At 70.1% G+C, this 21,936-nt stretch carries 20 protein-coding genes, 1 tRNA gene and 1 other RNA gene; 11 read left to right on the forward strand and 11 right to left on the reverse strand.

Annotation, left to right across the window (positions count from 1 at the left end):
- Positions 1 to 22 precede the first annotated feature (22 nt).
- Positions 23 to 3,856, forward strand: coding sequence for a multifunctional oxoglutarate decarboxylase/oxoglutarate dehydrogenase thiamine pyrophosphate-binding subunit/dihydrolipoyllysine-residue succinyltransferase subunit (locus tag HL652_RS09380; protein WP_171705088.1), 3,834 nt, complete (start codon positions 23 to 25; stop codon positions 3,854 to 3,856).
- A 70-nt stretch (positions 3,857 to 3,926) separates the two neighbouring features.
- On the opposite strand, the gene HL652_RS09385 is transcribed toward HL652_RS09380, so the two are convergent.
- From HL652_RS09385 to HL652_RS09395, 3 genes are all read right to left on the reverse strand, one after another.
- Positions 3,927 to 4,916, reverse strand: coding sequence for a cell wall-binding repeat-containing protein (locus HL652_RS09385; RefSeq protein ID WP_171705089.1), 990 nt, complete (start codon positions 4,914 to 4,916; stop codon positions 3,927 to 3,929).
- A gap of 213 nt (positions 4,917 to 5,129) precedes the next feature.
- On the reverse strand, positions 5,130 to 5,369 hold the full coding sequence (locus HL652_RS09390) for a zf-HC2 domain-containing protein (RefSeq protein WP_171705090.1): 240 nt from the start codon (positions 5,367 to 5,369) through the stop codon (positions 5,130 to 5,132).
- On the reverse strand, positions 5,366 to 6,001 hold the full coding sequence (locus tag HL652_RS09395; RefSeq protein ID WP_171705091.1) for a sigma-70 family RNA polymerase sigma factor: 636 nt from the start codon (positions 5,999 to 6,001) through the stop codon (positions 5,366 to 5,368). The genes HL652_RS09390 and HL652_RS09395 overlap by 4 nt, the downstream gene beginning before the upstream one ends.
- Before the next feature lie 97 nt (positions 6,002 to 6,098).
- Between HL652_RS09395 and aroA the strand changes: the two genes are divergently transcribed.
- The 4 genes from aroA (at position 6,099) to HL652_RS09415 (ending at position 10,012) form a co-directional block, all read left to right on the forward strand.
- A complete protein-coding gene (aroA, locus tag HL652_RS09400) occupies positions 6,099 to 7,472 on the forward strand; it encodes a 3-phosphoshikimate 1-carboxyvinyltransferase (protein ID WP_171705092.1) in 1,374 nt (457 codons plus the stop codon).
- A 24-nt stretch (positions 7,473 to 7,496) separates the two neighbouring features.
- Positions 7,497 to 8,540 (forward strand): ribosome small subunit-dependent GTPase A, encoded by a 1,044-nt coding sequence (rsgA, locus tag HL652_RS09405; protein ID WP_171705093.1) that lies wholly within the window; start codon positions 7,497 to 7,499, stop codon positions 8,538 to 8,540.
- A 55-nt stretch (positions 8,541 to 8,595) separates the two neighbouring features.
- Positions 8,596 to 9,420, forward strand: coding sequence for an inositol monophosphatase family protein (locus HL652_RS09410; protein ID WP_171705094.1), 825 nt, complete (start codon positions 8,596 to 8,598; stop codon positions 9,418 to 9,420).
- A gap of 88 nt (positions 9,421 to 9,508) precedes the next feature.
- Positions 9,509 to 10,012 (forward strand): septum formation family protein, encoded by a 504-nt coding sequence (locus HL652_RS09415; protein ID WP_171705095.1) that lies wholly within the window; start codon positions 9,509 to 9,511, stop codon positions 10,010 to 10,012.
- 55 nt (positions 10,013 to 10,067) lie between these two features.
- On the opposite strand, the gene HL652_RS21695 is transcribed toward HL652_RS09415, so the two are convergent.
- The gene (locus HL652_RS21695; RefSeq protein WP_253743745.1) at positions 10,068 to 10,877 is read right to left on the reverse strand and encodes an META domain-containing protein; all 810 of its coding nucleotides are present in this window, start codon (positions 10,875 to 10,877) and stop codon (positions 10,068 to 10,070) included.
- A 132-nt stretch (positions 10,878 to 11,009) separates the two neighbouring features.
- Here HL652_RS21695 and HL652_RS09425 point away from each other — a divergent pair, with 132 nt between their 5' ends.
- Entirely contained in the window at positions 11,010 to 11,669 is a 660-nt protein-coding gene (locus HL652_RS09425) for a histidine phosphatase family protein (RefSeq protein ID WP_171705096.1), read from the forward strand.
- 11 nt (positions 11,670 to 11,680) lie between these two features.
- Here HL652_RS09425 and HL652_RS09430 read toward each other — a convergent pair whose 3' ends face one another.
- Positions 11,681 to 12,163, reverse strand: a complete 483-nt coding sequence (locus HL652_RS09430; RefSeq protein ID WP_171705097.1) for a hypothetical protein — start codon at positions 12,161 to 12,163, stop codon at positions 11,681 to 11,683.
- A gap of 406 nt (positions 12,164 to 12,569) precedes the next feature.
- Positions 12,570 to 12,968: a transfer-messenger RNA gene (gene ssrA / locus HL652_RS09435) on the reverse strand.
- A 130-nt stretch (positions 12,969 to 13,098) separates the two neighbouring features.
- On the opposite strand from ssrA, the gene HL652_RS09440 reads away from it, so the two are divergent.
- Positions 13,099 to 13,863: an SIMPL domain-containing protein gene (locus tag HL652_RS09440; protein ID WP_171705098.1), complete on the forward strand. Its 765-nt coding sequence runs from the start codon at positions 13,099 to 13,101 to the stop codon at positions 13,861 to 13,863.
- On the forward strand, positions 13,860 to 14,810 hold the full coding sequence (locus tag HL652_RS09445; protein WP_171705099.1) for an SDR family NAD(P)-dependent oxidoreductase: 951 nt from the start codon (positions 13,860 to 13,862) through the stop codon (positions 14,808 to 14,810). The genes HL652_RS09440 and HL652_RS09445 overlap by 4 nt, the downstream gene beginning before the upstream one ends.
- Positions 14,811 to 14,816: 6 nt before the next feature.
- Here the strand turns inward: HL652_RS09445 and smpB are convergent, their stop codons facing one another.
- From smpB to prfB, 4 genes are all read right to left on the reverse strand, one after another.
- Positions 14,817 to 15,293: an SsrA-binding protein SmpB gene (gene smpB / locus HL652_RS09450; protein ID WP_171705100.1), complete on the reverse strand. Its 477-nt coding sequence runs from the start codon at positions 15,291 to 15,293 to the stop codon at positions 14,817 to 14,819.
- 61 nt (positions 15,294 to 15,354) lie between these two features.
- A complete protein-coding gene (gene ftsX, locus HL652_RS09455; RefSeq protein ID WP_171705101.1) occupies positions 15,355 to 16,269 on the reverse strand; it encodes a permease-like cell division protein FtsX in 915 nt (304 codons plus the stop codon).
- Positions 16,266 to 17,372 (reverse strand): cell division ATP-binding protein FtsE, encoded by a 1,107-nt coding sequence (ftsE, locus tag HL652_RS21700; protein ID WP_253743747.1) that lies wholly within the window; start codon positions 17,370 to 17,372, stop codon positions 16,266 to 16,268. The genes ftsX and ftsE overlap by 4 nt, the downstream gene beginning before the upstream one ends.
- Positions 17,373 to 17,498: 126 nt before the next feature.
- A complete protein-coding gene (gene prfB / locus HL652_RS09465) occupies positions 17,499 to 18,605 on the reverse strand; it encodes a peptide chain release factor 2 (protein ID WP_171705102.1) in 1,107 nt (368 codons plus the stop codon).
- Positions 18,606 to 18,670: 65 nt separating this feature from the next.
- Here prfB and HL652_RS09470 point away from each other — a divergent pair, with 65 nt between their 5' ends.
- The 3 genes from HL652_RS09470 (at position 18,671) to HL652_RS09480 (ending at position 20,886) form a co-directional block, all read left to right on the forward strand.
- Positions 18,671 to 19,945, forward strand: coding sequence for an MFS transporter (locus HL652_RS09470; RefSeq protein ID WP_171705103.1), 1,275 nt, complete (start codon positions 18,671 to 18,673; stop codon positions 19,943 to 19,945).
- 42 nt (positions 19,946 to 19,987) lie between these two features.
- Positions 19,988 to 20,069: transfer RNA gene (locus HL652_RS09475), tRNA-Leu, on the forward strand.
- Between the two features lie 58 nt (positions 20,070 to 20,127).
- A complete protein-coding gene (locus tag HL652_RS09480; RefSeq protein ID WP_171705104.1) occupies positions 20,128 to 20,886 on the forward strand; it encodes a DedA family protein in 759 nt (252 codons plus the stop codon).
- Positions 20,887 to 20,899: 13 nt separating this feature from the next.
- Here the strand turns inward: HL652_RS09480 and HL652_RS09485 are convergent, their stop codons facing one another.
- Complete coding sequence (locus tag HL652_RS09485) at positions 20,900 to 21,931, reverse strand: cation diffusion facilitator family transporter (RefSeq protein WP_171705105.1); 1,032 nt, start codon at positions 21,929 to 21,931, stop codon at positions 20,900 to 20,902.
- Between the last annotated feature and the right edge of the window lie 5 nt (positions 21,932 to 21,936).

The following is a 21,936-nucleotide window of genomic DNA, read 5'->3' on the forward strand; positions in this document are numbered from 1 at the left end:
AACGGGAAGTGGGCGATCGGCTTTGGCTAGCCAGGTGACGGGAACGAGTACCGACGAGGGTGCATCAGGCGAATTCGGTGCGAACGAATGGCTCGTCGACGAGCTGTACGAGCAGTACGTCGCCGACAAGGAGTCGGTCGACAAGTCGTGGTGGCCGGTGCTCGAGAGCTACCGCTCGCACCTCGCCGCGAACGGCGGCTCGGCGCCGCAGGCCGGCGCCCCCGCGTCCCCTACTGCCGAGGCACCCGCCACCACCGAGGCCGCTCCCGCGGAGGCCGCAGCACCGGCACCCGCCCCCGCACCCGCGGCCCAGGCGACACCGGCCGAGTCTTCTCCCTCCCCCGCCACCGACCCGCGCCCGGCCACCCAGCCCATCGCGAAGACCACCAGCGTGGAGGCCCGGCCGCAGCCCATCCCGGCAGAGGCCCCCTCCACCCGCTCGGTCACCGCGGAGGAGGCGGCGAAGGACGCCGCCGAAGACGCCGAGAAAGACGTCGTCACCCCGCTCCGCGGCATGGCGAAGTCGCTCGCCACGAACATGGACGCGAGCCTCACCGTTCCGACGGCCACGAGCGTGCGCTCCATCCCGGCCAAGCTGATGATCGACAACCGCATCGTCATCAACAACCACCTCCGTCGCGCCCGCGGCGGAAAGGTGTCGTTCACCCACCTCATCGGCTGGGCGCTGGTGCAGGCGCTCAAGGAGTTCCCGAGCCAGAACGTCTACTACGACGAGGTCGACGGCAAGCCCTCGGTCGTCGCCCCCGCCCACGTCGGCCTCGGCATCGCCATCGACATCCCGAAGCCTGACGGCTCGCGCGCCCTGCTCGTGCCCGGCATCAAGCGCGCCGACACGATGAGCTTCAACGAGTTCCTCGGCGCCTACGAAGACCTGGTGCGCCGGGCCCGCGCGAACAAGCTCACCGCCACCGACTTCCAGGGCACCACGATCTCGCTCACCAACCCGGGCGGCATCGGCACCGTGCACTCCGTGCCGCGCCTCATGAAGGGCCAGGGCGCCATCATCGGCGCGGGCGCGCTCGAGTACCCGGCCGAGTTCCAGGGCTCCTCCCCGAAGGTGCTGGCGAACCTCGGCATCGGCAAGGTCATCACCCTCACCTCCACCTACGACCACCGCGTCATCCAGGGCGCGGGCTCGGGTGAGTTCCTCAAGAAGGTGCACGAGCTGCTGCTCGGCGAGCGCGGCTTCTACGACGACATCTTCGCCGAGCTGCGCATCCCCTACGAGCCCATCAAGTGGGCAGCCGACATCGACGTCGACCTGGCCAGCGCCATCGACAAGACCGCGCGCGTGCAGGAGCTCATCAACGCGTTCCGCGTGCGCGGCCACCTGATGGCCGACATCGACCCGCTGGAGTACCGCCAGCGCACGCACCCCGACCTCGACATCGCCACCCACGGCCTCACCTTCTGGGATCTCGACCGCGAGTTCGTCACCGGAGAGTTCGGCCTCACCCGCCAGTCGTACCTGCGCGACATCCTCGGTGTGCTCCGCGACTCCTACTGCCGCAAGATCGGCATCGAGTACATGCACATCCAAGACCCGGCGCAGCGCCGCTGGATCCAGGAGAAGGTCGAGCGCCCCTACGCGAAGCCCGGCCACGACGAGCAGATGCGCATCCTCGCCAAGCTCAACGAGGCGGAGGCCTTCGAGACCTTCCTGCAGACCAAGTACGTCGGTCAGAAGCGCTTCTCGCTCGAGGGCGGCGAGTCGGCGATCGCGCTGCTCGACGCCGTCATCCAGGGCGCGGCCGAGGAGGGCCTCGACGAGGTCGCCATCGGCATGGCGCACCGCGGGCGCCTCAACGTGCTCACGAACATCGCGGGCAAGACCTACGGCCAGATCTTCCGCGAGTTCGAGGGCACCCAAGACCCGCGCACCGTGCAGGGCTCGGGCGACGTCAAGTACCACCTCGGCACCGAAGGAACGTTCACCTCGGCCGACGGCAAGGAGATCCCGGTCTACCTGGCCGCGAACCCCTCGCACCTCGAGGCCGCCGACGGCGTGCTCGAGGGCATCGTGCGGGCCAAGCAAGACCGGAAGCCGATCGGCACCTTCTCGACGCTGCCCATCCTCATCCACGGCGACGCGGCCCTCGCCGGCCAGGGCGTCGTGGTGGAGACGCTGCAGATGTCGCAGCTGCGCGGCTACCGCACGGGTGGCACCATCCACATCAACATCAACAACCAGGTGGGCTTCACGACTCCCCCCACCGAGTCGCGCTCGTCGGTGTACTCCACCGACGTGGCGAAGACCATCCAGGCGCCCATCTTCCACGTGAATGGCGACGACCCCGAGTCGGTCGTGCGCGTGGCGCGGCTGGCGTTCGAGTACCGCCAGCAGTTCCACCGCGACGTCTTCATCGACCTCATCTGCTACCGCCGCCGCGGGCACAACGAGGGAGACGACCCCTCGATGACCCAGCCGCTCATGTACAACCTCATCGAGGCCAAGCGCTCCGTGCGCAAGCTCTACACCGAGGCGCTGGTCGGCCGCGGCGACATCACCGAGGAGGAGTACGAGGCCGCGCACCGCGACTTCCAAGACCGCCTCGAGCGCGCCTTCGCCGAGACGCACGCGGCGCAGACCTCGTCGATCCCGGTCATCACCGACGACATGAAGGCGGTCGCCGACCTCGAGCGGCCCGAGTCGCAGCGCGACGACAGCTCGACCGCGCCGTTCGAGACCGCCGTCTCGGAGTCGACCGTGCGCCTCATCGGCGACGCCTTCGACAACAAGCCCGCCGGCTTCACCGTGCACCCCAAGCTGCAGCAGCTGCTCACCAAGCGCGTCGACATGAGCCGCAACGGCTCGATCGACTGGGCCTTCGGCGAGCTGCTCGCTCTCGGCTCGCTGCTGGTCGAGGGCACCCCGGTGCGCCTCGCGGGTCAGGATGCGCGACGTGGCACCTTCGTGCAGCGTCACGCCGTGCTGCACGACCGTGAGAACGGCCAGGAGTGGCTGCCGCTGGCGAACCTCTCCGACGGCCAGGCCCGGTTCTGGATCTACGACTCGCTGCTCAGCGAGTACGCGGCGATGGGCTTCGAGTACGGCTACTCGGTGGAGCGCCCCGACGCGCTCGTGCTCTGGGAGGCCCAGTTCGGCGACTTCGCCAACGGTGCGCAGACCATCATCGACGAGTTCATCTCCTCGGCCGAGCAGAAGTGGGGCCAGCGCTCGTCGCTCGTGCTCCTCCTCCCCCACGGCTACGAGGGTCAGGGCCCCGACCACAGCTCGGCCCGCATCGAGCGCTACCTGCAGCTGTGCGCCGAGGACAACATGACCGTCGCGCGACCGTCGACCCCCGCGTCGTACTTCCACCTGCTGCGCCGCCAGGCCTACGCCCGCCCGCGGAAGCCGCTCATCGTCTTCACACCGAAGGCGATGCTGCGCCTGCGCGGTGCGACGAGCTCGGTCGCAGACCTCACCTCGGGCCGCTTCGAGCCGGTGATCGACGACGCCCGCATCAGCGACAAGGGCGCGGTCACCAAGGTGCTGCTGCACTCGGGCAAGATCCACTACGACCTGGCGAGCGAACTGCAGAAGAACCCGAACGACACCATCGCCCTGGTGCGGCTCGAGCAGTTCTACCCGCTGCCGCTCGTGGAGATCAACCGCGTGGTGGCCCAGTACCCGAACGCCGAGCTGGTCTGGGTGCAGGACGAGCCGCAGAACCAGGGCGCCTGGCCCTTCATCTGCACCGAGCTCGCCTCGCGCCTCGAGGGCCGCACCATCTCGGTGGTCTCGCGCCCGGCCGCGGCATCGCCCGCCGCGGGCTCGGCCAAGCGCCACGCCGTCGAGCAGGCCGAACTGCTCTCGCGCGCGCTCAGCTGATCTCCGACGTCACGAACGCCGCGGGCGGCCGGAACCCCATCCGGCCACTCGCGGCGTTCGTCGTCGGGTGTCACCAGGAACAGGGCGTCAACGCCTCCACCGCGCTCGAGAGCGAGGCGGTTCCGCCGAGCAGCACCACGCGGCTCGCAGCACCGTCGTCGAGCTGAGCGAGCACCCCTTTCGGCACGCAGTCCCGCGGCACGACGAACAGCGGTGCGTTCCGCGACCCGGCGAGCACACCGCCCGCGAGGGCATCCGGGAAATTCTCCCCGGTCACGAGGTAGGCCGCGCTGTAGTCCTGCAGGGCTCGGGCGTTGATCGCCTGGGAGACCCGATACCGATCCGGCCCGTCGATGCGCTCGACGGTGTGGGTGAGCTTCAGCGCGAACTCCGCCTCGGCCGAGATCGACGACGTCCCCCCGACGAGCACGGTGGAGGTCGTGCGGAGGCTGTGCAGGAACGACTCGGTGGGAATGTCGACGCCGGGGAGGGCGCCATCGACCAGCAGAATCGGCGTGTGCGTCGAACCGGCCACCGACCCCGCCGCCAACGCGTCGGGGAACGAACGGCCGGTTGCGACGAAGGCGGACGGCACCCAGCCGGAGTAGGCGTCCCTGATGACCGCGCGGCTTCCCGAATAGCGGTCGCTGCCGTACACCCGGGTGACCGTGGCACGCGGCACGGCCGCTCCGATCTGTCGCAGCACACCGTCGTCGACGGAGGACGGCCCTCCGACGACGATCACCGTGCGCGGGTCGAGCGTCGTGAGGGCCGAGGCGGCCTGCGCGGGGAGTGCGCCGGGTTGTACGAGGAGCAGCGGCGCGCCGCGGTGCACGGCGGCGGGGCCCGCACTCAGGGCGTCGGGGAAGTTCGCGCCCGACGCCACGTAGACGATGTCGGCCCCGGCCGGGCTGGTCTCCAGTGCCACCTTCGCCGCAAGATCGTAACGGTCGGTACCGGCGATGCGGGACACGACCGGACCCGTGCGCTCGAGCGGCTCGGAATCGGCGGCGGCGGCCTGCGGCACCATCGCGGTGACGGCCACGACCACGACGATCACCGCGAGCCCCGACCTCGCCCTCCCGATCCGGCCCGGCCTGGCATGACGACGTAGAACACCCATAGCGACACCGCTTCCCAAAGACGGAGCCGCACCCCTGCGGCTCGTTCGCGGGACAGCCTAGGGCCAGATGGCGCCATACGTGAGAAATGCTCAGCCCGTTGCGCGCCCGCCGCGGGAGGCACTACAGTCTTCGGTCGCCCGGGCCCCGGGTCAGTGCGTCTGCAGGGTGCGCAGCCGCGCCAGCAGCTGGTCGCGCAGCTCCTCGGGCGCCGTCTCCTTGCACGCGCGCTGCACCGTCTGGGTGAGCACGATGCCGATGTGGAGCTCGGACTGGCAGCCCTCGCAGCTCTCGACGTGCGCGCGGATGTCGTCGGCATCCGTTCGGCAGATCTCGTTGCGCAGATACTCCTCGAGCTCTGCCCTGGCCTTGTCGCAGCCGCAGTCGTTCATTTCTTGCTCCCTGTGCCGGTCGCCTGGGCGACGGCGAGGCCGCGCTCCCTGGCGTAATCGGTGAGAAGACCGCGCAGCAGCCGTCGGCCACGGTGCAGACGGCTCATGACGGTGCCCACCGGGGTCTTCATGATGTCGGCTATCTCCTGGTAGGAGAAGCCCTCGACGTCGGCCAGGTACACGGCCAGACGGAAGTCTTCGGGAATCGACTGCAGCGCCTCTTTGACATCACTGTCGGGCAGGTGGTCGATGGCCTCGGCCTCGGCCGACCGGCTCGACATCGCCGTCGCCGACTCGGCGGAGCCGAGCTGCCAGTCCTCCATCTCGCTGGTCGAACCCTGGTAGGGGTCGCGCTGCTTCTTGCGGTACGTGTTGATGAAGGTGTTGGTGAGGATGCGGTACAGCCACGCCTTGAGGTTGGTGCCCTGCTCGAACTGCCCGAACGCGGCGTAGGCCTTCACGAAGGTCTCCTGCACAAGGTCTTGGGCATCGGCCGGGTTGCGCGTCATGCGCAGCGCCGCGCCGTACAGCTGGTCGAGGAACGGGATGGCCTGCTCTTCGAAGAGCGCGCGCGGGTCGGCCGGCGGGGTCGCCGGGGCGTCGCCTTCGGGTGCGGTGCTGGGAGTGCTCATCACCGGCAAGTCTACGACCGGTGGTGCCGTCAGAACGGCTGTGGCCATCACGCGGGGATCCTCCAGGGGTTTCGGGAGCGGACTACTCTGATAACCGATGCCTGTTCAGAGATATTCCGCGCCGCAGTTCAACCCCTACGGCGACGACGCACCGGTGGAGCGCGAGGAGCACTGGCCCGCGCCCCGTGCCGCGGCACCGCTCGACGCCGTGGTCTCGCTGCCCGGCTCGAAGTCGCTCACCAACCGCGAGCTCGTGCTCTCAGCTCTCGCCGCCGAACCCTCCGTGCTGCGCTCGCCGCTGCACTCCCGCGACTCCGACCTCATGGTCGAGGCGCTGCGCTCGCTCGGCACCACGGTGGAGGCGCTCCCGGGCGCCGGCCCGTTCGGCCCCGACCTCGCCGTCACCCCCGCCGCCGAGCTGCTCGGCAGCACCACCATCGACTGCGGGCTCGCCGGCACCGTCATGCGCTTCCTCCCGCCGGTCGCCGCGCTCGCGCTCGGCCCCACCACCTTCGACGGCGACGAGGGGGCACGGCGCCGGCCCATGGCCACCACCATCAGCTCGCTGCGCGCCCTCGGGGTCGACATCGGCGACGACCGCCGCGCCGCCCTCCCGTTCACCGTGCACGGCACCGGCCGGGTGGCCGGCGGGTCGCTCACCATCGACGCCTCGGCCTCCAGCCAGTTCGTCAGCGGCCTGCTGCTGAGCGCCGCCCGCTTCGACGGAGGGCTCGAGCTGCGGCACGAGGGTGCCCGCCTCCCGAGCCAGCCGCACATCGAGATGACCCTCGCGGCCGTGCGGGCCCGCGGGGTCGCCGCCGACAGCGCGGCCGAGGGGAGCTGGTCGGTCGCCCCCGGCCCCATCGCCGGGGCGGAGGTAGCGATCGAGCCCGACCTCTCCAATGCAGCACCCTTCCTCGCCGCGGCCCTCGTCACCGGCGGCAGCGTCACCATCACGGGGTGGCCCGAGTCGACCACGCAGGTGGGCGCCGACCTCGCCGAGCTGCTCCCGCTGTTCGGAGCCACCGTCACCCGCGACGGCGACCGCCTCACCGTCACCGGGAGCCCCGACGGCATCCGCGGCGTCTCGATCGACCTCAGCACCGGCGGAGAACTCGCGCCGCCCCTGGTGGCCCTGGCCGCCCTCGCGACGGAACCGAGCGAGATCACCGGCATCGGCCACATCCGTCATCACGAGACCGACCGGCTCGCCGCGCTCGCCACCGAGATCAACAACCTCGGCGGCGAGGTCACCGAGCTCCCCGACGGCCTCGCCATCACCCCCCGCCCGCTGCACGGCGGGCTGTGGTCGAGCTACGCCGACCACCGCATGGCCACCGCGGGCGCGCTGATCGGGCTCGCCGTCGACGGGGTGCTGGTCGAAGACATCGCCACCACCTCGAAGACCCTGCCCCAGTTCCCCGAGCTGTGGCACGGCATGATCGCCGGCCGCGCGGGCACCGTCGCATGACGACGGAGGGGTGAGCCCGGCCGTATGAGCTGGTGGAACGACGACTCCGACGACGAAGACGACGACGACTTCGACGAGTCGAGGGTGCGCGTGCGCCCCAACCCCAAGGGCAACCGGCCGCGCACGAAGACCCGCCCCGACCACAAAGACGCCGTCGCCGGCCGCATCATGACGGTCGACCGCGGCCGCTTCGCGGTGCTCGTCGGGCAGGACACCGACGACGAGCACGAGATCACCGCGTCGCGGGCCCGCGAGCTCGGCCGCACCCCGATCGTCACCGGCGACTGGGTCGATCTCGTCGGCGACACCTCCGGCGAGCCGGGAACCCTCGCCCGCGTGGTGCGCGTGCACGAGCGCAGCACGCTGCTGCGGCGCAGCGCCGACGACTCCGATGCCGTGGAGCGGGTGATCGTGGCGAACGCCGATCAGATGCTCATCGTGGTCGCCGCCGCCAACCCCGAGCCGCGCGCCCGCCTCATCGACCGTTACCTCGTCGCCGCCTTCGACGCGGGAATCGAGCCGGTGCTCTGCGTCACCAAGACCGACCTCGCCGACCCGGCCCCGCTGCTCGCGGAGTTCGCCTGCCTCGACATCAGGGTGGTCACGCTCTCCCGCGACGCGGTGCCCGTCGACGAGCTCACCGAGCTGCTGTTGGGGCGCACCACGGTGACGGTGGGGCACTCGGGTGTGGGCAAGTCGACGCTCGTGAACGCGCTGGTTCCGGATGCGCGGCGCGCGACGGGCGTGGTGAACACGGTCACCGGTCGCGGCCGGCACACCTCCTCCTCCACCGTGTGCCTGCGGCTGCACGCCCCCGACGGCCGCACCGGCTGGATCATCGACACCCCGGGCGTGCGCTCCTTCGGCCTCGGACACGTCGACCCCCAGAACATCCTGCGCTCCTTCGCGGCCACCGCCCACGTGTCGGAGGGCGACCCGCCCGACGGCATCCCGCTCGCCGAAGCGCACGACTGGGAGATCGTCGATCGCGTGCAGGCCGGCGAGCTCGGCGAGAGCGGCAGGGCACGGCTGGAGTCGCTGCAGAAGCTGCTCGAGAGCACCGCCTGAGCTGTCGGCGCTCGCCGGGCGCCGGCCGCCGGGGGCGCGCCGGTAGCCTGAGGGGGTGACCCAGAACCACACGGCCGACGCCGACCTCGACCTCGCCCTCCGCCTCGCCGACCTCGCCGACGGCATCTCCCGCTCGCGCTTCCGCGCCTTCGACCTCCACGTCGTCGCCAAGCCCGACCGCACCCCTGTCACCGACGCCGACCGGGCCGTGGAGGAGGCGCTGCGAGGCCTGCTCGCCGAGGAGCGCCCGCACGACGGGCTGCTCGGCGAGGAGTTCGGCGAACGGGCGGGCGACGAGGGCGCCTCGACGAGGCAGTGGATCATCGACCCCATCGACGGCACCGCGAACTTCATGCGCGGTGTGCCGGTGTGGGCCACCCTCATCGCCCTCGCGGTCGACGGGGTGCCCGTCGTGGGCGTCGTGAGCGCACCCGCACTGGGCCGCCGCTGGTGGGCGGCGAAGGGCCTCGGCGCGTTCACCACCGACCTCCTCGACGGTGGGGCGGATGCGCCGGTGCGGTTGCGCGCATCCGGCATCTCGGAGCTCGCCGACGCCTCTCTGAGCTACAACAGCCTGAAGGGGTGGGACGAGGCGGGCCGGCTCGACGAGCTCACCACGCTCTCGCGGGCGGTGTGGCGCACCCGGGCCTACGGCGAGATGTGGTCGTACATGATGGTGGCCGAAGGGCAGCTCGAGCTCGCCGCCGAGTTCGACCTGCAGCCCTACGACATGGCGGCGCTGGTGCCGATCGTCGAGGAGGCCGGGGGCCGGTTCAGCTCGGTCGACGGCGTGCCCGGCGTCTGGAACGGGAGTGCTCTGGCGAGCAACGGCCTGCTGCACGACGCGGCCCTCGAGATCGTGGCGCGGCCGTCGAATTGACCCCCCGGACGGGGAACCCCCATAATGGGGGCACGAGGGGGTTCTCAGCCTCTTCACAGGCACCACATCCCTACGCACCGGAGTACCCATGACGATCTCAGCCCCTGCCCGCATCGCCCTCGGAGCCGCCGCACTCGCCCTCGGCCTCACCTTCTCCGGCTGCACCGCCCTGTTCCCGAGCTCGGCGCCGCCGGCGACCGACTCGACAACCGGCGAGGAGATCGAGCAGACCGACACCGACGTGTTCACGCTCGCCGTGGGCGACTGCCTGAACGACACCTCCTCCACCGAGGTCACCGAGGTGCCCATCGTCGACTGCGCCGACGAGCACGACTTCGAGGTGTACTACGACTTCCAGCTCGACGGCACCGACTTCCCGGGCGACGAGGCGGTCGACACCGACGCGAACGCCGGATGCCTCGAGGCCTTCGACAGCTTCGTCGGCATCTCGTACGACGAGTCGAAGTACGACTACACCTACTTCACCCCCACCGAGGGATCGTGGACCGACGGCGACGACCGTCTGGTCTCGTGCCTCATCGGCGACGCGAACGGCAAGCTCACGGGCTCGCTGAAGGGCGTCGCCCAGTAGGCGAAGCTCGAGGCCCGGTCAGGGCCGTCTTCCCGGGCGCCCCGGTCGCGTCGCTCTACCCGTCGAGGCGGAGCGTGCCGATCGGGGCGCCTGCCGCATCCACCACCGTCGCCGATGACGAGCCGTCGAGGCTGAGCGCGTTGGCGCGCGAGAGCCAGGTGTCGACGCCGTCGCAGGCCTTGCGGGTGCTGGCCAGGCCGCCGAGGGTGACGACGCCGTCGGCCTCCGTCCAGCTGCCGGTGAGGGTGTTGCAGCCGTCGGAGCCCTGCACCGTGCCGTCGCTCTCGAGGGTGAGGTGCACGTCGACCCCCGCGGGAGCCTCCGCGCGCCACGTGCCCGCGGCGCCGCCAGTGGCAGCCTCCGCGCTCGCGTCGGCGCTCGGCTCGCCCGCTGCGGCGTCGCCCGTCGGCTCGTCGGAGGGCACGAGCGTGACGATCGTCGCCCCGTCGCTGTCGGTCAGCAGCAGCGACCCGTCGTCGAGGAGCGCCTTCGACGCCTTCGTGAGCGACTTCGGCAGCGGCGCGCCGGAGCAGGCCATGAGCGTGCTGAGACCGGCGCTGGTGGTGAGGGCACCGTCGGAGGAGATCGACCACTCCCCCGAGTTGCCGTTGCAGCCGTCGGAGCCGCTCCAGCTGCCGTCGGCGGCGAAGGCGAGGAAGGGCAGTTCGGGCGAGTCGTAGCTCTCACCGGTCACCCAGGTGCCGACGAGCTGCTCGGCGGTCGCCGGAACGGGGCCGGCAGCGGGGTCGTCGCTCGCGTCGGCACCCGTCGACGAGCTGCTGCCCGCACAGGCGCTGAGCGTCAACAGAACCGAGAGCCCCAGCGCAGCGGCGCCCGAGACTGCCGAGAGTGTGCGGAATCGCATGATGCTCCTCACCGCGACCCCCGCACCTCGGGGTGCCGCCCCTACCAGGCTAGCGACCGCTCGCCGCCACGGGTCGAGGGTTCCCTCCGAATCGCCGCCCCGCCATCCGTCGATCACCGTAGGCTGAGACGGATGCGACTCCTCCTCATCCGCCACGGCCAGACCATCGACAACGTCAAGGGCGAACTCGGCACCGTCGTGCCGGGGCCCGGGCTCACCGCTCTCGGGCGGAGGCAGGCCGAGGCCGTCCCCGCCGCACTCGCGGCCGAGCGCATCGACGCGATCGCGGTCTCCACCATGCTCCGCACGCAGGAGACCGGTGCGCCGCTCGCAGCCGCCACAGGCCTCACGCCGCACGTGCTCGCCGGTCTGCGCGAGATCGATGCGGGCGACCTCGAGGGGCGCTCCGACGAGGAGGCGATCACCACCTACCAGCGCACGATGTTCGCGTGGTGGACCGACTTCGACGCCCGCATCCCCGGCGGCGAGAGCGGCACGGAGTTCGCCGCCCGGTACGACGCGGCGATCGCCTCGCTCTTCGCCGAGCATCCCGACGGCACGGTCGCCGTGTTCAGTCACGGTGCCGCCATCCGCACCTGGGCGGCCTGGAACTCCACCAACGTCGACGCCGAGTTCAGCCGCACCCACGGCCTCGAGAACACCGCCGTCGTCGTCTTGGAGGGCGGCCCCACCACCGGCTGGCACGCCCTCTCCTGGCAACAGACCCCCCTCGGCGGTGCAGCCCTCGACGACGTGACGGCTCCCGACCCCACGGGTGAGCCGGTCGCCTGACTGGTCGCTCGCTAGACCCCAGGGAGCACCGTCAGCGTGGAGGCATCACTTGTCGCGCCATTCGTGGCGATACAGGTGACCGTGGTGGGCGCGGGTCCTCCCTCGAGGACCCGGAAGACGACCCTCGAGTTGGTGATCGATGCGCCCGCGGCGATCCCTCCGGTGTACATCATGCCGTAGCCACCATCTCGCATGAAGAACAACGACCATCCCGGCTCTCCCCTCAATCCGTTGAACCTGAAGGGACCGTCCGAGGAGAACACGAGCTGCACCGGATCGACGACGGGGACGGAACCGGTGTTGGTCAAGGTCAACACGGTGTATGCCTCGGTTGGGAGGTTCATCGCGGGGTTGGGCGTGATGGAGATCGTGACGGTCGGTGCGACCGAAGCCGCCGCGACGGGGGTCGCCACGGCGAGGGCGACCACGGGAAGAGACCACGCGCCGGCTGCTACGACACTCCGTCGGGTGATGGGAGACTCAGTCGGTTCCATAGTGCGACACTACACCGAATTGCTTCACCGGCCGCGTTGACAACCTGCGAGAAGAATTCCGGACACGCGCATACATCGAGGGTGAAACTGGGATGCTTGTGCGCGAACTACCTTCGCACGGTCACGCTGTCGCGGCCCGCCACAACCCGCTCTCTTGGCTCGATCGGCACGCGGTTGACTAGGCATCCGGAGGTACTCTGGACATTGAAGCAGCGATGGATCAGCGCCAGCGCCGTCACCTTTACGACCAACGATCAAGGCACTCTGGAATGGTTGGTCCAGCGGGAGACCTTCTCAGCAATGCGAGCCTTTGCAAGATCGATGGCCGCAGTGTGACCGCGTTCCTAGAGATCTGACAGGCCTCATTACGCGGGATTTGGGCTCCTCAGCGTGCGACAGCGGCCGTGGGTGGAGATGGGGGGAATTGAACCCCCGTCCATCGCTGTGATCCCACGTCTTCTACGGGTGTAGCCTGTGCAGGCGTTCTGCTCGGCCCCGACCTTTGCCACAGGCAGCTAGGTCGACGGGCCCAGTCACAGTAAGAGTCCCGCGTGACCCTGAGACACGATCACGCAGCAAGCTCTCTAGCTGATGCCGGAACCCGGGTAGAGAGCATTCCCGGACCGACAGTTCCTAAGTGCTAGGTAAGGGGACCTTACGCCGCGAGGGCGAAGGCGGCCTTCTTAGCCGGAACAGTGCTGTTGGAATTGGCACTTATAGGTTGCGGAGGGCGTTAACGAGATAACCCCGCATCCTCGACCCGCTTCTCGTCGTTTCGCAGGCGATGTCGAAACCGATCATCCCCGTGCTGGGTCGCTGTCGCACGCTGTGGAGTTGTGAACTGCTCCCGGGAACGAGCCCGTTCTGAAGCAGCCCTCAAGTCTACGACAGCGACGGCCCTCCGGTCCACTCCCCGATGGAATATCGTGGGATTCATGCCAGACACCATCATCACCGTCTCCGGGTCGAACGAGCAGCACCACAACCCCGAGCTCGCTGTGGTGCGCATCGGCGTCGGCTTCGAGGGATCGAAGCGCGACAGCGTGCTGGCCGCCACCCGCGCCGCCCACGAGTCGCTCACCGGCTCGCTCGAGAGCCTCCGCGACGAAGACCACGGGCCCGTGCGGGTCTGGCACTCCGAAGACATCAGGGTCTGGGGACAACGCCCGTGGAGCCAGGACAACCAGAGGCTCCCGGTGGAGTTCCATAGCGCCGTCTTCGTCGACGCCGAGTTCGACGACTTCGAGGCCCTCTCCGAGTGGATCGACGTGGTCGCCGTGCGCGAGGGCATCGCCGTCGACGGCATCACCTGGTCGCTCGCCCCCGAGACCGACGCCGTGGTGCGCGCCGAGGCGCGCCGCGCGGCGGTCGCCGACGCCGTCGCGAAGGCCGAGGAGTACGCCGCAGCGCTCGGCCTCGACGAGATCAGCCCGGTGTCGATCGCCGATGCCGGCCTGCTCGACGACGCGCGCGGGGCGGGCGGCGGCGGCCAGGCACCCCGCGCGATGGCCCTCATGGCCAAGAGCGCCCCCACCCCGGGTGGCATCGAGCTGCGCCCCGCCACGATCGTCGTGGAAGCGTCGGTGCACGCGCGCTTCGTCGCCTCCCGCGCATCCGGAACCCCCGCGAGGAGCACCGCCGACACCGGCACCCCCGGCACCACCGGCACGGCCGCGACCGACACCCCCGCCGCGCGATGACCGCCGAGCGCCGACCGAGCCGCGCACGCACCGCACCCGACGCCCGCGGCACCACCCACATCGTCACCGGCGGCACCGGTGGCCTCGGCTATTGGGCCGCCGAGCAGCTCGCCGCGGCGGGCGCCTCGGTCGTCGTCGCCGCCCGCTCCGAGGCCAGGGGCGAGGCCGCTCTGGCGAGCCTGAAGCGCCACGTTCCCGGCGCCGACGTCTCCTTCGTGCACCTCGACCTCGCCGACCAGTCCTCCGTCGCGCGCGCCGCCGACGAGCTCTCCGCCCTCCCCCACATCGACTCGCTGCTCGCCAACGCCGGCGTGCTCTCGACGAAGGGCCGGCGCGAGACCACCGACGGCTTCGAGACCATGATGGGCACCAACCTGCTCGGCCACGCAGCCCTCATCGGCCGGATGCTCCCCGCCCTCTCCGCCCAGCCCTCGGCCCGCGTGGTGAGCCTCGGCAGCATCAGTCACGAGTTCTTCCGCCTCGACCTCGACGACCTGCAGTCGACGAAGGGCCGTTTCCGCGAGTTCCGCAGCTACGGGCGCTCGAAGCTGGCGGTGATGACCTTCGCGTTCGAGCTCGACCGGCGCCTGCGGGCAGCCGGTTCCCCGGTGTCGAGCCTGGTCGCGCATCCGGGTTTCGCGGTCGACGAGCTGGCTCCGGCCCGCGACATCCTGCCCCGCCCCAAGACGGGCACGGCTCTCAGTCGCGCGGCGTTCCGCACCATCGGCCAGGGAAAGGATGCGGGGGCCCGGCCCCTCGTCGCAGCCGTCACCGATTCCCAGGCCGCCGGCGGCCAGTACTGGGGGCCTGACGGATGGCGACAGCTGAAGGGCTCACCCGCCATCGTCGCGGCCAAGAACTACGCCCGCGACCCCGCCGTCGGCCGGGCGCTCTGGGCCGAGGTCGAGTCGCTCACCGGCGTGCGCTTCGGCCTCGACCCGGCCTGACCTCGGCTACTCGCCGAGGTTGCGCCGGCTCGCGATGGCGCGATCGGCCTCGCGCTTGTCTTGCCGCTCGCGCAACGCGTGACGCTTGTCGTACTCGCGCTTGCCCTTGGCCACCGCCAGCTCGACCTTCACCCGCCCGTCGCTGAAGTACAGCGACAGCGGCACCAGCGTGTAGCCGCCCTCTTTGGTCTTGTTGTGGATCTTGAGGATCTGCTCCTTGTGGAGCAGCAGCTTGCGCTTGCGCCGCGGCGGGTGATTGTTCCAGGTGCCCTGGTTGTACTCGGGGATGTGCACGGCGTCGAGCCACGCCTCTCCCCCGTCGATGAAGGCATAGCCGTCGACGAGAGACGCGCGGCCGGCGCGCAGCGACTTCACCTCGGTGCCGGTGAGCACGAGCCCGGCCTCGTAGGTGTCTTCGATCGTGTAGTCGTGGCGCGCCTTGCGGTTGGTCGCGACGGTGGTCTGTCCGCGTTCGCGTGGCATGGCGCCCCCTTTGGGTCGAGTGAGAGATGATGAGCCGCCCCGAAGGAGGCAGCCCACCATTCTAGACCTTGAGGTACCTCGTGATGGCGAACTTCGCCGAGAACGCGGCGAGCACCGCCCCGAGCACGATGAGGATCGGCACGACCAGCAGCGCGTCGCCGAGGTTCACGAACGAGGTGAACGGCAGCGACGGCACGAGGAAGTCGCGCACGAAGAACTTCACGATCGCCACGATGGCGAGGCCCGCCAGCACCGAGCCGATGAGCGACGCGATGATGCCCTCGAGGATGAACGGGGTCTGGATGAACCGGTTGGAGGCGCCCACCAGCCTCATGATGCCGAGCTCCCGTCTCCGGGAGAACGCGGAGAGCCGGATGGTGGTCGCGATGAGCAGCACGGCGGCGACGAGCATGAGCGCGGCGATACCGATGGCGGTGTAGCTCGCGGCGTTCAGGATGGAGAAGATCTGCTCCAGGTAGCTGCGCTGGTCGGTGACGCTCTCGACACCGGCGAGGCCCGAGAGGCTCTCGACGAGCACGTCGGACTGCGTCGGGTCGACCAGGTTCACCCAGTAGGTCTGGTTGAGCAGGTCGGCGGTGACGTAGTCGGTGACCGGGTTGCCGGCGAACTGCTGCTGGAAGTTCTCGAACGCCTGCTCGTGGTCTTCGAAGTAGTACTGCTCGATGAAGGGAGCGAGGGTGGGCGAGTCGAGCTGCGCCTTCACCGCGTCGATCTGGTCTTGCGAGGCCTCTCCCCCGGCGCAGTTGTCGCCACCGGATGTCGCGGTGCACATGTAGATGGCCACCTGCGCCTTGTCGTACCAGAAGCTCTTCATCTGGTCGATCTGCATCTGCAGCAGGATGGCGACGCCCACGAAGGTGAGGGAGATGAAGGTCACCAGCACGACGGAGACGACCATCGAGACGTTGCGTCGGAGGCCGGTGCCGACCTCGCTGAGGATGAGTGCGAATCTCACGTCGTGGGCCCCACGTTCTGGTCGTTCGAGGAGGAGCCGCTGCTGCCGGGCGCGCGCAGCCCGAGCTTCTCGGCCAGCGACAGCGACTCCGTCGCGGGGTCGCCCGGCTCGGGAGCGGTCGGGGTGAGCGGCATCGGGGGCACGACACCGGTGTGCTGGGGGGCCGCGGGCGCGGCCTGGGCGACCTGCGGCGCCTCGACGGGCGCCGTCGGAGGCTGCGGCGCCGCGGGGGCCACGGCCGGCATCTGGGGTGCTGCTGCAGAGGGGGCAGCGGCTGCCGCGCCCTGCGAGGGCGCACCCGCTGGCGCGCCGACGGGCTGGGGTGCCGGGTGCGGCTGCGCCGGACCGGCGCGGCGCACGAGCCCTTCGGCGAGAGCGATCTCGGCCGTGAGCCCGGAGTCTTGGAGGGCGATCTCGGCGGTCATGCCGTAGCCGCCCTGGTCTTCGTCGCGCACGATCTGGCCGGTGACCAGCTCGATCACGCGACGCTTCATGTGGTCGACGATGGCGTTGTCGTGCGTGGCCATGACGACGGTGGTGCCACCGGCGTTGATGCGCTCGAGCACCGTCATGATGCCGGCGCTCGTGGAGGGGTCGAGGTTGCCCGTGGGCTCGTCGGCGAGCAGGATGGCGGGCTTGTTCACCACGGCGCGGGCGATCGCCACACGCTGCTGCTCACCGCCGGAGAGCTCGTTGGGGAGTCGGTTCGCCTTCTCGGCGAGGCCCACCATCTGGAGCACGTCGGGAACGGCCTCCTGGATGAAGCCCTTCGACTTGCCGATGACCTGGAGCGTGAACGCCACGTTGTCGAAGACGTTCTTGCCGGGGAGGAGACGGAAGTCTTGGAAGACGACGCCGAGGTTGCGCCTGAAGTACGGGACCTTGCGGTTCGAGATGGCACCGAGGTCTTGGCCGAGCACATGGATGTTGCCGCTCGACGGCTTGTCTTCCTTGAGGATGAGCCTCAGGAAGCTCGACTTTCCGGAGCCCGACGCCCCCACGAGGAACACGAACTCACCACGGAGGATCTCAAGGTCGATGGCGTTGAGCGCCGGCCTCTTGGTGCCCCGATAGGTCTTGGTTACACGGTCAAAGCGAATCATGTCGTGACGACTTTAGGCAGACGCATCCGGAATCGCCGCCGCGACTCGCTGGCCGCCCGGATTCATAGGATTCACATGTTCGCAGGGCGCCACGGGCCGCCGCCGGGCCGCGGCCGACCCGGGTGATCAGTCGTGCTTTTGCTTGCGCCACCGGATGCCGGCGTTGATGAAGCCGTCGAGGTCGCCGTCGAACACGGCCGAGGGGTTGTTGACCTCGAACTCCGTGCGCAGGTCTTTCACCATCTGGTAGGGCGCCAGCACGTAGCTGCGCATCTGGTCGCCCCAGCTCGCGGTGATGTTCCCGGCGAGCTCCTTCTTCTGCGCCGCCTCCTGCTCGCGCTGGATGAGCATGAGGCGCGACTGGAGCACCCGCATGGCCGCGGCGCGGTTCTGGATCTGGCTCTTCTCGTTCTGCATCGACACCACGGTTCCCGTCGGGAGGTGGGTGATGCGCACCGCGGAGTCGGTGGTGTTGACCGACTGGCCGCCGGGCCCCGACGAGCGGAAGACGTCGACGCGGATGTCGCTCTCCGGGATCTCGATGACCGCGGCCTCCTCCATCAGCGGAATGACCTCGACCGCGGCGAAGCTGGTCTGGCGCTTGCCCGCTGCACCGAACGGGCTCATGCGCACCAGGCGGTGGGTGCCGGCCTCGACGCCGAGCGTGCCGAAGGCGTAGGGGGCGTCGATCTCGAAGGTCGCCGACTTGATGCCCGCCTCCTCGGCGTAGCTCGTGTCCATGACCGTGGAGGAGTAGCCGTGCTTCTCAGCCCAGCGCAGGTACATGCGCATGAGCATCTCGGCGAAGTCGGCGGCGTCGACACCGCCCGCGCCCGCGCGGATGGTGACCACGGCGGGCCGCGCGTCGAATTCGCCGTTCAAGAGGGTCTGCACCTCGAGGTCGCCGAGCACCTTCTGGATGGCGGTCAGCTCGGCCCGCGCCTCCTCGGCGCTGTCTTCGTCGCCCGCCTCGTTGGCGAGCTCGACCAGCACCTCGAGGTCGTCGAGCCGGGTCTGGATGCTCTCGATCTTCGCCAGCTCCCCCTGCCGGTGGCTGAGTGCGCTGGTGACCTGCTGCGCCTTCGCCGTGTCGTCCCACAGGTCGGGCGCCCCGGCCTCCTCGCTCAACCGGGCGATCTCCGCGGTGAGGGCGTCGACGTCGACGACGGTGCGGATGTCGTGGAAGGTGCTGCGCAGAGCGGCGATCTGTTCGGAGAGGTCGAGTTCAAGCATCGTGCCGCAAGTCTATCGAGTGGGCCGACGCGCCCGAGGTACTTGCCGCGCGTAAACTAGACGGAATGACGAGCACAGCCGACGACGGGTTCCGGTTCCGGTCGATCGCCCTCCCCGCTCTCATCCCCACACTGCTCTTCGGAATCGGCGAGGGCGCCGTCATCCCGATCATCCCCGCGGTCGCCGCGTCGCTCGGCGCCGACCTGGCGGGCGCGGCGCTCATCGCGGCGATGATCGTGGTCGGGCAGCTCGCCGGCGACATCCCGGCCGGCTGGCTGGTGTCGAAGATCGGCGAGCGGCGGGCGATGATCGGCGCCGCCGTGCTCTCGCTCGTCGGCGTCGGCATCGCGATCGTCGCGCTTCAGGCCGCGGTGTTCGGCCTCGCCGTCTTCCTCATCGGGCTCTCGGCCGCCACCTTCGCCCTCGCCCGCCAGGCCTTCATGACCACCTACGTGCCGGTGCGCATCCGTGCCCGCGCCCTGTCGACGCTCGGCGGGGCGTTCCGCGCGGGGTGGTTCGTGGGCCCGTTCCTCGGCGCGGTCGTGATCGCCTGGACGGGCACGGTCGAGGCCGTGTTCTTCGTGCACGTCACCTGCGCCGTCGCCGTGCTCGTGATCCTGCTGGTGATGCGCGACCCCACCGAGGGACTGCAGAGACCGGATGCGGGAGGGCGCGAGGTCGCCGCGGAGGCGCACGGGCTGTTCCGCACCGTCTGGCTGTACCGGGGCGTGCTGCTGCGGATGGGCACGGGAGCCGGCGTGGTCGGCGCCCTGCGGGCGAGTCGCCTCGCCATCCTCCCGCTGTGGGCGGTGAGCATCGGGCTCTCCGAGCAGACCACCGCCGTCGTCATCGGCATCGGAGCCGCCGCCGACTTCGCCCTGTTCTACACCTCGGGGCAGATCATGGACCGCTTCGGGAGGCTTTGGAGCGTCGTGCCCTCGATGCTCGGGATGAGCATCGCCCTCCTCACGCTCTCGGTCACCCACGACCTCGGCAGCGCCGTGCAGTGGTTCGTGGTGATCGCCGTGTTCCTGGGCGTGGCGAACGGCATCGGGAGCGGCATCATCATGACGCTGTCGGCCGACCTCGCGCCGCGCGAGAACCCCGCGCCGTTCCTCGGCGCGTTCCGCTTCACCGCCGACGCGGGGGCCGCCGTCGCGCCACTGGTGGTGGCGGGCGTCGTGGCGGTCGCCTCGCTCTCCCTCGCGACCGCACTTGTGGGCGTCGTGGGGCTCGCGGGAGTCGGCATCCTGTGGCGGAACATCCCCCGCTACGTGCCGCATCGGCGAGCCGGCGGCGGGGCCGTGGGCGAGCAGCCCGCGGCGGGCGGCACCGGCTGAGGATGCGCCGCCAAGCCACCCCCTACACTGGATTCCAGCCGCGCGGGAGTGGTGAAATTGGCAGACACGCAGGATTTAGGTTCCTGTGCTTTCGAGCGTGAGGGTTCAAGTCCCTTCTCCCGCACTCCCCGGCCGACTCACCGCCGGGTGGCGTGGCCGCCCCGACGACTGGAGACCATGCAGTGACCGCCGTACCGTCAGCCCTCATCCCGTGGCTCGATCCCAACACACTCCTGGGCGGGGTGTTCGGCCCGGTGGCGCTCCTCGTGGTGTGCGCGATCGTCTTCGCCGAGACGGGCCTGCTCGTCGGGTTCCTCCTCCCGGGTGACACCCTGCTGTTCTTCACGGGCGTGCTCGCGGTGGGCGGCAAGTTCGGCATCGACATCTGGTGGGTGTGTCTCGCCATCTCGCTCGCGGCCTTCCTCGGCGGCGAGGTCGGCTATCTCATCGGCCACAAGCTCGGCCCGCGCGTGTTCGAACGGCGCGAGTCAGGGCTGTTCAGCGTGCGCAACGTCGAGCGCACCAACGCCTTCTTCGAGCGCTTCGGCGCCCTCGCCGTCATCATGGCCCGCTTCGTGCCGATCGTGCGCACCTTCGCCCCGATCGCCGCGGGCGTCGGCCACATGAACTACAAGAAGTACTCGCTCTACAACGCCATCGGCGCCATCATCTGGGGCTCCGGCGTGACGCTGCTCGGCTACGGTCTGGGGCAGATCCCGATCGTGAAGGAGTTCGCCGAGAAGTATCTCGACGTCGTGCTCATCGCGGTGGTCGTGCTCACCGTCATCCCCACGGTCTTCCACTACCTGCGCGAGCGCAGCAAGGCGAAGAAGTCGGTCGCCGCCGCCGAAGCCGAAGAGGTGGAGATCACCGGCGCCGCCGAGAAGCTCACCCTCGAGCCCGAGGTGTTCGGCAACGACCTCGACACCCCGCGCTCCTAGCGCGACTCGCCGCTCACTCGTGGGCGCTCTGCTCGTGCCGGGCGTGCTCGGCGGGTTCGAGCTGGAAGGTCGAGTGCTCGACGTCGAAGTGCCCTGACAGGCAGCCGCCGAGGCTGTCGAGCAGAGGCCCGGTCTCGCCGCGCTCGAACACCTCCCGCTCGACCACGACGTGCGCCGAGAAGACGTACCGGCCCGAGGTGATCGCCCACACGTGCACGTCGTGCACGTCGGCGACACCCGGCTCGGCGAGGATGTGGTCGCGGATGCCCGCGACGTCCATCGACGCCGGAGTCGACTGGCTGAGCACGGCCACGACGTCGCGGAGCAGCGAGATCGCACGCGGCACGATCATGGCGGCGATGGCGAGCGAGGCGATGGCGTCGGCCTTCTCGAAGCCGGTGAGCAGGATGACGCCCGCCGCGACGATGACGGCCACCGATCCGAGCAGGTCGCCGAGCACCTCGAGGTAGGCGCCGCGCATGTTGATGGAGGTCTTGGCGCCGCCGCGCAGGATCATCAGCGAGACGAAGTTGGCCACGAGGCCGATGCCGGCCACCAGCAGCATGAGACCGCCGCGCACCTCGCCCGAGTCCTCGGCGATCAGCCGGGAGACCGCCTCCCAGGTGACGAAGACGGCGAGGCCCACCAGGATGAGACCGTTGGCGAGCGCCCCGAACACCTCGGCCCGCTGGTAGCCGTAGCTGTGGCGCTGGTTGGCCGGGCGGGCCGCCACGATGGTGGCGACCAGCGCGATGAGCAGGCCGATGAGGTCGGAGAGCATGTGCCCGGCGTCGGCGAACAGCGAGAGCGAGCCGCTCAGCACCGCCCCGACGGTCTCGACGACGAGCACGGTGGCGACGATGGCGATGGCGATCGACAGCCGCGTGCGGTTGGCGCCGGAGGCGTGGTCGTGCGAGTGACCGCCGTGCCCGCCGCCCTTCGCGGCGGCCGAACCCGCTCCGTCGGAGACGGCGTGCGGGCGCGCGACCGAGCCGCCGCATCCGTGGTCTGCGACGTGGTCGTGGGGGTCGGTGTGCTCGGCCATCGCCT

Source organism: Herbiconiux sp. SALV-R1, from assembly GCF_013113715.1.
Lineage (GTDB): Bacteria > Actinomycetota > Actinomycetes > Actinomycetales > Microbacteriaceae > Herbiconiux.